The sequence below is a fragment of the Paenibacillus sp. DS2015 genome, assembly GCF_050433705.1.
Classification (GTDB): domain Bacteria; phylum Bacillota; class Bacilli; order Paenibacillales; family Paenibacillaceae; genus Paenibacillus_AQ.
In genome coordinates, this window is the sequence record NZ_JBNPWS010000057.1 from 1 (window position 1) to 8,896 (window position 8,896).

Here is an 8,896-nt window from a genome sequence, read left to right on the forward strand (position 1 = left end):
GTTCTTTTGTCCATAATCCCATGTGTGCTCCCCAACCTTCCTATATATCTATTTTAATAGATTTGGGAGTTTACACAATCTATTTTACAGACTCGTTTCATATCTCGTTACTCTGCTCTAGTCTATTTATTAAGTCGAATACTTCTTTTCTAGACTTCACAATAATAATTTGTTTCTGAGTCCTAACTGATTCAAGTTTATTTATTGTTTTCATCCTACTTCTTTTTCTATAGTTCCAAACCCACCTAAAGAATTCCCAATCTAATTTCTCTGGACATTCCTCGTTCATGTCAGGTCTAGACTTCTTATGATACATTAATCTTCGTTTAAGAACTCGATATATACACAGCGATGTCGGCATGTCTAAATAGATAATTAAATCCGCCCTCTGAATTCTTATATCCAAGGTTCTAGAATAATTCCCATCAATAATCCATTGCTCTTTCATCGTAAAACCCCTAACCACTTCATCCCATTCTTCATTGGAAGTTGGTTCCCAATTAGGCTTCCAATAGTACTTATCTAAATGAATAACGGGTAGTTTTAGTATTTCACTGAGTTTTTGAGTCAAGGTTGATTTCCCTGATCCTGCCGAACCCAGAACAATTACACGTTTCATAAATTTATCTCCTGTTCATTGATTATTTTCTCACAAGAGCGCAGATTGTATAATTCCACTCATAATCCCTAGTAATTCTACCCACACAAACCTCAATTTTTCAGAATATCAACGATTTCTTTATTACCCGATGAACAAATCAAATGACACGGTTTTCCTAAAAATACAAATCCCATCCAACAATGGTTGCTGCCCACATAAATGCTGAAATTCCAGATAATATATACAAGACTTTTCGTTTTTTACTACAATCTGTGTTCTTGAATTTGAACAATAATAGAATCATATAGGCTGCCGCAAGCACGACAAAGACCATGTTTAAAATGAGGTTAATCCGAATGGAAGAATAGGTTGAGAAATTTATTGTTTTGACTATTAATATAGCTGTATTCACAACAAATGCAAACCCAACAGCGTTAATAATGATGTAGTATTTATTGAAAGTAGAAGCAGGAACTGCTATTTTCTTCATTCTAGAAATAATAAGTCGTATCCATTCACAGATCAGTGTGATCATGTTGTACAAGAGACAGATGCCAACAAAAACTAAGGAGATATTTATCCAATTTACAGTTGAAGCTGAAATGAGAAGTGAATCTCCGTATGGTGAGGACATCTTTGCGACAATTCCATCCTTAGCCTCAAAATATATAAATTCAGTGTTGGGTCTATGGATATATGTATAAGGTTCAATCTGTTCATATTGCACACCTGAGACAGTAATGGAATCGTTATCGATAGCCCGAACCTTCTCCATTCCTAAGAACCCGAATATTTTCGCATATCCTGAAACAATTCGTCTTGCGGGCAGGTAAAGACCTTCCACTTCAGCTGTATTAGGCAAATCACCTTCATAATTAGCCGGTTTATATTCCCCAAATACGGTATCCAGCAGGCCTTTGCAATAATACCATTCATTTACCTGGTTGGTCATAACAATGACCGCCACGTTAGATTCTGGGTCAAAGCTAAATTTACTCGAGAATGTAGCTGTATTCCCACCATGCTCTAGCGTTAGAACCGAATGATTTATTTCAAAAAAGCCATGTGCAATTCGAGGGATAGAAGAACCATTGTAATAAAAACTTGGTGAGAGCATTTCTTTCAATACTTGATTACTTTTAAACAATGGACTCATTGTATCACCCGCCGGCATAAGAGCCATCAGAAACTTTGCGGCATCTTCTGCTGTTCCAGTAGCACTTCCTGCTGGATATAGTCCAAGATATCCTCTGTTAGTGATAGGGTCCAAGCTAGTCGTGTATCCTTGAACAATATTTCTTCTTTGTGCTACGGTTGGATGATCTTGTTGTGATGGATGAATCGAAGTTTCATGCATCTCTAGCACTTCAAATATATGCTCATTTACATATTCGTAAAAGGGTTGACCGCTTTGAATCTCCACGATATAGCCTGCTAAAGCGGCTCCAAAGTTAGAATATGCCACAACTGTTCCTGGTTCATATACTTGTAACGGCTCAAACGCTTGTAAAGTATCTCTTAACTCTGGAATCTCTTTGTCGGAAAAGTAGTATAAATCCGTAATTTTATCTTGCCAACCTGCATTGTGATTCATAAGATTTAATAAGCTTATCGGAGTATCGTACTTCAGCTTCTTCAGGAAATCCTGTGGAAGGTATTCTCGAATATCCGTATCCAAATCAAGCTGTCCCCGTTCAACAAGTTGCATAACACTAGTCCAGACCAGAAGTTTAGAAGCAGATCCCCACTCGAATACAGTATCTGTATCTGCGATAACTTGATTTTCAATATCCGCATACCCGTAGGTTTTATTGAAAATTGTCTTTCCGTCTTTCGTTGCCACGATAGAAACTGCGGCCGTATGCTCCTTATGATTCTCTACATACTCATCAATCGTTTTCTCTAGAGCTGATATTGATATCCCTGATGGAATAGTATCATCCTTTTCAACAGCATACACTGGAACCACCCATGAAATAATCAGAACAATAGTAGACAGCAATGCTATTAGTACTTTATTCACGAATGTGTAGTTCTTGTCTGTTTTCATTAACAAAATCTCCTTCAAAAGGCTATCTCCATACGACATTTATTTATCTTCCATACTCTTACTCATTCTATTCAATTCATTCCATTCACTTAAATAGGGTACATATCCAATTTCTCGTGGTTCATCTTGTAACCACGAAATAAATTCTAATTCATTTCCATCTGGATCATTAAAATATATAGCCGCTGCTGGCATCCATGTATGTACAATAGCTTCAATTGGCTCTTTACCAAATGATTGTATAGGTTGTATTCCTCTTTCTCTAAGCCATTCCATTGCTGACTTTAATTGAGCTATATCCGTTCCAAAAGCAAAATGGTTTTTCCTTACTTCGACTCCCTCTGGTACTTCCCAAATCCCTAGCAATTGTCTAGCTTCTCCGATATAGAAAAATGCAACTTTTCTCTCAGCAATGACTAAAGATAGCTCTAAATCTAGTTTCATATAGAACTCAATTGACACTTGGAGATCTTTCACTTGTATATGGGTTTCATACAAATTCTGAATCAAACTGACACCCTCCTTTTGTAATACAATTAATACTACGTCCCGGACCTAGGAACACTTCCAACAAAATCACTTCTGATTATGGAATAGAACTTTTGCGTCTTGTATTCACCCTTCATTTTAAGTTGTTCTCTTAAAAGCCCCTCAAATTCCATACCGATTTTTTGCATTATTCTTTCAGATCCCACATTATCTTCATTGCATCTCGCTTCAATACGGTTTAATCCAAGTTCTTCGAACCCGAATTTTATTAATTCTCGTGCTGCTTCAAATACTATACCTTTATTCCAGTATTCTCGTGAAACAACATATCCGATTTCGGTCTTATCATTGTCTACATCAACATTAACGAATGCAATTCTTCCGATTATCTTGTTAGAATCCTTATCAACTATCCCCCAATGAAAGGCTTGTCTTAATTGATACTTCTGTTCTAAATTCTTCAAGTACAATGTGGAATCCTCTATGGATTGAAAAAGCTCCCAACGGGTATGTTTTATTGTTTCTAAATCCGACAATACATAAAAATAGTCCTCAGCATCTTGAATCTCGAGTTTGCGTATTACGAGTCTATTGGTCTCAAAAATCGGTTTTTTATCAAATAGTTCATTTATATTCATATATAGCTCCTATTCTTTTTCATTTCTTTCTCCATATACTTGCCCACATAAAAGGTACTCCGAATAACTCATTAGATTCTTCACAATCTTTCATATGCCTGATCTCAATTAATTCAAAATAATCTGAGAGGAGATATTGCAGTTTCTCTTGACTAAATGCCATTCCACCTAGCATTCTTCTTTCTTTATATACATCATAATCAGAAGTCTCCTCTGCCCCTCCATTTTCAGTAAATCCAGAAGAAAAACAAATTAAGGCGAAACACCCCCCTGGCTTTAATACATCATTGAGTAGTTCAATATATTGAACCCTACGATGCGGCAGTAAATGATGCAGTAATCCTGAATCGTAAACTAGATCGTAAGTCTGTTTAGAAATCTGAAGATCAAACACATTCCCACATTGAAAATTTATCTCAACATCTTTAATCCTCGCATGATCCACTGCTAATTTTATTGCTTCTGTAGAAAGATCAATCGCATCTACTTGACATCCTTTACTAGCCATATAAATGGCATTCCTTCCTTCCCCACAGCCTAATTCCAGAACTCTTCCTGGCTGAACAGTATTATTTATAAAATAATCAACAAGATTTTCATCTGGGCTATCCGTGAGAAAGGGCATATATTTCGGTCTCTCTTGATAAACTGTATTCCAATACTCCTTTGGATCATTAAAGAGATGATCTAGCATTTGAAACAGATCACTCTGATTTTTTATATGATTGCTTTTCATTAAGCTCATCTCCTTATTTCACTTGTGTAAACACACTATATCGCCCTATTATTCGAACTTCATGTCCTAATGTTTCTAGAATAGTAACTGCCTTTTCAATCGTCATAGCGCTACAGTTATCATTAGCTTCTAGAAAAAATCGATATACGCCTAATTTTCTTGTCGTTGGTCGTGATTCAATCCATGATAGATTTATTGCAAGAGCAGTAAATACATTCAATATGGAAGATAATACCCCAGGTTGATCTTGCCCTGGTGTGATTACAAACATGGTCTTGATTAAATCTCCTTCAGTTAGTGCATCGTTACTGATAATAATAAATCGTGTTTGGTTATCCAAATTGTCTTGGATATTCCAATCCATTATGTTCAGGTTCAATAAATTGGCCAATGAACTCGAACCAATGGCTGCCACATCCATTCTCTCACTATCTTTTAATGCTGCAGCAGCTGACGCCGAACTATTGTACTGTAAGCTCTTCATACTACGTTTTCTTAAGTATTTTCTACATTGAGTTAATATTGGTGATATCGACCACACCTCGTTTATCTCAGGGAGCTTCGCTTCTTTATTCGCCAGCAGATGCAAAGAGACGGGTAATGTGAGTTCTCCTTCAATTTGTAACGTATCAAAGGAAATTAATGTGTCAATCGTCATGTTAATAGTGCCTTCTATTGTGTTCTCTAGAGGAACAATTGCTTTATCCACTTTATACTCTCCAACGGCTTCAATGACATCTGGAATTGCATCGAACATATAGTATTCGACTTCATGCTTACTGAAATACTGTATAGCGGCTTCTTCTGAGAATGTCCCCTCTGGTCCAAGATATGCTACTTTCATATTATATATCTCCTTGAAGTTTATAGTCTGTCTTCCGTGGATGTGTACCGGTATTGCTTCCTCGAATTATCACCTAGGAGCGAGGAAGCTTGTCCTCGATACACGAAACATTATGATCTGATGTCGGCGAACGCTATGAGAGGTTCCAAATTCCAGCTAACTTTAACTATTTCCGTTAGTTGATGACCCTATTATGGTGTGGCCTAAGCTCTATTTAATCGCTCCAGTTGTTCTTGACTTAGCCGGATATCCAGAGAGCCTAAATTCTCACGCAGTTGGTCAGAGCTACTTGCAGCGATTAGTGATATTGTCGTCGGTGTGTTCTGCAGTAGCCAAGCAAGTACGACCTGATTCAACGTTCCCTCTGTCTCTACAGCCACCTCGTTCAGAATGCGCATTCTTGCTTGAACTCCCGGTCCTTCATACTGTTCCGGAATAGATACGTCCTGCCGCGTGTAGGCTCCATTAAGTAAAGGCGAGTGTGCAAGGAACGACAAGTCCTCATGACTCTCACAATATCTTAATAGCTCTTCATCCGCACTGATCTGCGGTCCAAAGTCCGCTCCCGGATTAGAATGAAGATACGTGTGCCGCTGTTGAATGCAGGAATACGAGGTCCAGTTATGATCACTACTGATCTTCTGCGCCGCTTGTATCCGAGAAACACTGTGATTACTGCATCCGAGCGCCCTTACCTTCCCCGCCCGAACGAGTCCATCCATCGTCTCCAGTGTCTCTTCCAGAGGAATATCCGCATCATCAACATGAGCATAATACAAATCAACATAATCAGTTCCAAGGCGTAGCAGACTTGCATCAATTGCTTGTTCAATAGCTTTACGGCCTAATCCTTCTTTATTCTCAAACCCGCCTCCTGGAAAAGTCGGTTGGGCTCCAACCTTCGTCCCCACAAACATACGAGCCCGGTTACCGCGCTCTTTCATCCATTGCCCAAGCAACAATTCACTTTCCCCACCAACGCATCCGTCATTCCAAAAGGCATAGTTATTGGACGTATCTAAAAAAGTCCCACCAGCATCCTGATATTGATCCAATAAACGATAGGATGTCTCTTTATTTGTCCGTGATCCGAAGTTTAAGCATCCTAGAGCTAACGCACTTACTTTCAATCCTGTATTGCCTAATGGCAGTTGTTGCACCATGCATTCCTCCTTTTAGATAGTGATTCGAACCTTAATCGTTTCATCTTACTCTTGATGCTGTCCAGCTTCCCATGATCTGTAATACGTAATCTTGTCCCGTAAAACGATCAAAGTATCTTGGAGATCCTTAACCTGCAAGAGCAGTTGTTGTTCGTGTTCCTCCAGCAGTTCCCTTCGTTGTCTAATACCCCCATCTCCTAGGCGCATCATATCCGCAAACCGCTGCATTTCGGTAATTGGCATTCCTGTAGAACGTAATCGCATAAGTAGCCTAATCCATTCAAGGTCATGCGCTTGATAAGAACGATGCCCGTTCGTTGCACGACAGATAGGTTCCATCAGACCGATCTTTTCGTAATATCGCAGAGTATGTACACTAAGACCCGTTCTGGCTGCAACCTGCTGAATGGATAATTCCATATTATTCATGAAGAGGCCTCCTCAATGATTTCAGTTTACAAGTTAGAGTTCACTCTAAGTCAACCCTGTAAATTAAATCGTAAAAGTTAAAATAACACCTGTTAGCTGTACATAGCTCATGAAATTATCAATAGCTCCAATTATTATCAATTATCCGATGGCTACAGTCATACTTGTAATGAGCAGTAACAATGACACAGGTGCCCAAATTCTTCTTTCCCATACACTCTTTGTAATCAAGTTCAGGAATGTTGCAATCACCGAATATGCTACAACAAACCAGATAGCTGATTTAGCAAACGAAGACCATGCAGGAAATATTAGTCCTGATTTACTTAGAATTATTGAGGCTATGAATATTAAAATAATGACTTGAATTAAGGCGGCTATACGCATAGCTGGTGGATATTTCCCCGGGAACTTCCCTCCCATTGAATAACTTCCCCAAGGCATTCCTGCCGCTAACGAAAACTGAAAAAGAATGATAATACCTATTAAACCACAGAATATTACGGCTGATATCAATACAAACATGTTCATACCCTCTTTCTAGGTACTTGATTATTTCCTAAGGCGGACCAAGGAGCGACAGATAAGCAGCTTAAATACGTTGTTAGGTGCAATATGTCTTCTTTATATTACTCATAAGTCATCTACTACTTCTTAATAAATCTATATCCTGTAATTTCAAATCCTAATTGTTTATAAAATTCATGTGCTCTTTTTCGTTCATCTTTAATTCCACTTGTAAGATATAAAGTATGAGAGCCATTGGATAGTGCCCAATCTTCAACAAATTTCATTAAATCTCTTCCTATTCCTCTACCTTGAAAATCTGTTTTGGTTACAAGAGCTAAAATGTGCGTTACCACGTCATCGCTTTCGTAACTCATTATTATATTAAGACCGATCATTCCTACAACTTTATTATTTATTACAGCTACAAAGGTCTTATAACATGGAATTGAATCAATCTTATCCATTCTTCTATTCATGTCATCAGAAGAAGTTGGATAGCCCAAATCTCCCATTAAACTAGCCAATTCTTTAACATCTGATGAACGATACTGACGGATTTGAATCATTACCTACCTCCAAGTTAATTTGATTGAAACTCTCTTTAAGCATAAGTTCGATTCCCAGTATATTACTCAGATCAAAATTACGGTGGGTGTAATTCTGCTGTTCGTGCCCTCCTCCAATTACTCCCTAGACCTTAATCATCGTTATAGTTATAGTTCTTCAAAATGTTCGACACTAGGAAATGGATCATAAAAGTGGTGTAATAATTTCTTCCATTCTTGATATTCTCTAGATCCTCGAAATCCAATGGTATGATCTTCAAGAGTCTCCCAGCGTACTAATAAAATATACTTATTCTTATCTTCTATGCACTTCTGCAATTCATGATTGATATAGCCTTTCATCTTGGAGATAATTCTAGAGGCTTCGTTAAAATTGAGTTCAAAATCGCTTGTAAATCCTGGTCTGACTTGCAACATAGCAACTTCAAGTATCATATTCTTTCTCCTTTATGCTTTTATATGGTTTTACATATTGCACGAATTGCAGATAACGTTTGCTATTTCCTGACGTTCAAGCGGCATCTACTAATCTCTTCATCAGAACCTATAAATAATTACTTCGGAGTAATGACCCCATAGTAGCAAACCTCTTCTCTTATATTCCAGGCTTTAAATAATTTATAGATTCTTTACATGCTTTAACTGCTACCTCTTGTGCATTCATCATTATTATCTCCTTTCTAAATTTCCCATAAGGAAGTATTAGCTAAGATTGACTGTTCAAGTTTATTTGTCTCAATCCACTTGAGATATTAATAGATCCTGTAGGAATTCGTTGTTGAACTAAACCGCTACGCGGTAGCTTTTCAAATCCTACAAACCTTTAGTGCCATTCACCAAGCCTTCCTTTATCATCTAGTGAAAAAGGAG

At 37.8% G+C, this 8,896-nt stretch carries 11 protein-coding genes; all 11 read right to left on the reverse strand.

All coding sequences use genetic code 11. The annotated features are described in order from the left end of the window. Positions 1 to 97: 97 nt before the first annotated feature. The 11 genes from J2T13_RS25635 to J2T13_RS25685 all read right to left on the reverse strand — a co-directional run bounded on the left by J2T13_RS25635 (position 98) and on the right by J2T13_RS25685 (position 8,461). Complete coding sequence (locus J2T13_RS25635; RefSeq protein WP_429375488.1) at positions 98 to 619, reverse strand: DNA topology modulation protein; 522 nt, start codon at positions 617 to 619, stop codon at positions 98 to 100. A 157-nt stretch (positions 620 to 776) separates the two neighbouring features. Next, positions 777 to 2,651 carry a serine hydrolase domain-containing protein gene (locus J2T13_RS25640; RefSeq protein WP_429375489.1) on the reverse strand — a complete coding sequence of 625 codons (1,875 nt, stop codon included), beginning with the start codon at positions 2,649 to 2,651 and terminating at the stop codon, positions 777 to 779. Between the two features lie 39 nt (positions 2,652 to 2,690). Then, positions 2,691 to 3,161, reverse strand: a complete 471-nt coding sequence (locus J2T13_RS25645; protein ID WP_429375491.1) for a VOC family protein — start codon at positions 3,159 to 3,161, stop codon at positions 2,691 to 2,693. Positions 3,162 to 3,193: 32 nt separating this feature from the next. Then, positions 3,194 to 3,778, reverse strand: coding sequence for a GNAT family N-acetyltransferase (locus tag J2T13_RS25650; RefSeq protein WP_429375493.1), 585 nt, complete (start codon positions 3,776 to 3,778; stop codon positions 3,194 to 3,196). A 19-nt stretch (positions 3,779 to 3,797) separates the two neighbouring features. Then, the gene (locus J2T13_RS25655) at positions 3,798 to 4,514 is read right to left on the reverse strand and encodes a class I SAM-dependent methyltransferase (RefSeq protein WP_429375495.1); all 717 of its coding nucleotides are present in this window, start codon (positions 4,512 to 4,514) and stop codon (positions 3,798 to 3,800) included. Between the two features lie 13 nt (positions 4,515 to 4,527). Then, the gene (pheA, locus tag J2T13_RS25660; protein WP_429375496.1) at positions 4,528 to 5,358 is read right to left on the reverse strand and encodes a prephenate dehydratase; all 831 of its coding nucleotides are present in this window, start codon (positions 5,356 to 5,358) and stop codon (positions 4,528 to 4,530) included. Positions 5,359 to 5,561: 203 nt separating this feature from the next. Beyond that, positions 5,562 to 6,521 carry an aldo/keto reductase gene (locus J2T13_RS25665; protein ID WP_429375498.1) on the reverse strand — a complete coding sequence of 320 codons (960 nt, stop codon included), beginning with the start codon at positions 6,519 to 6,521 and terminating at the stop codon, positions 5,562 to 5,564. Between the two features lie 45 nt (positions 6,522 to 6,566). Next, positions 6,567 to 6,950, reverse strand: coding sequence for a MerR family transcriptional regulator (locus J2T13_RS25670; RefSeq protein ID WP_429375500.1), 384 nt, complete (start codon positions 6,948 to 6,950; stop codon positions 6,567 to 6,569). Positions 6,951 to 7,091: 141 nt separating this feature from the next. After that, positions 7,092 to 7,475: a hypothetical protein gene (locus tag J2T13_RS25675; RefSeq protein WP_429375502.1), complete on the reverse strand. Its 384-nt coding sequence runs from the start codon at positions 7,473 to 7,475 to the stop codon at positions 7,092 to 7,094. A gap of 122 nt (positions 7,476 to 7,597) precedes the next feature. Then, positions 7,598 to 8,026: an N-acetyltransferase family protein gene (locus tag J2T13_RS25680; RefSeq protein ID WP_429375503.1), complete on the reverse strand. Its 429-nt coding sequence runs from the start codon at positions 8,024 to 8,026 to the stop codon at positions 7,598 to 7,600. A 147-nt stretch (positions 8,027 to 8,173) separates the two neighbouring features. Further along, positions 8,174 to 8,461 carry an antibiotic biosynthesis monooxygenase family protein gene (locus J2T13_RS25685; protein WP_429375504.1) on the reverse strand — a complete coding sequence of 96 codons (288 nt, stop codon included), beginning with the start codon at positions 8,459 to 8,461 and terminating at the stop codon, positions 8,174 to 8,176. Positions 8,462 to 8,896: the final 435 nt, after the last annotated feature.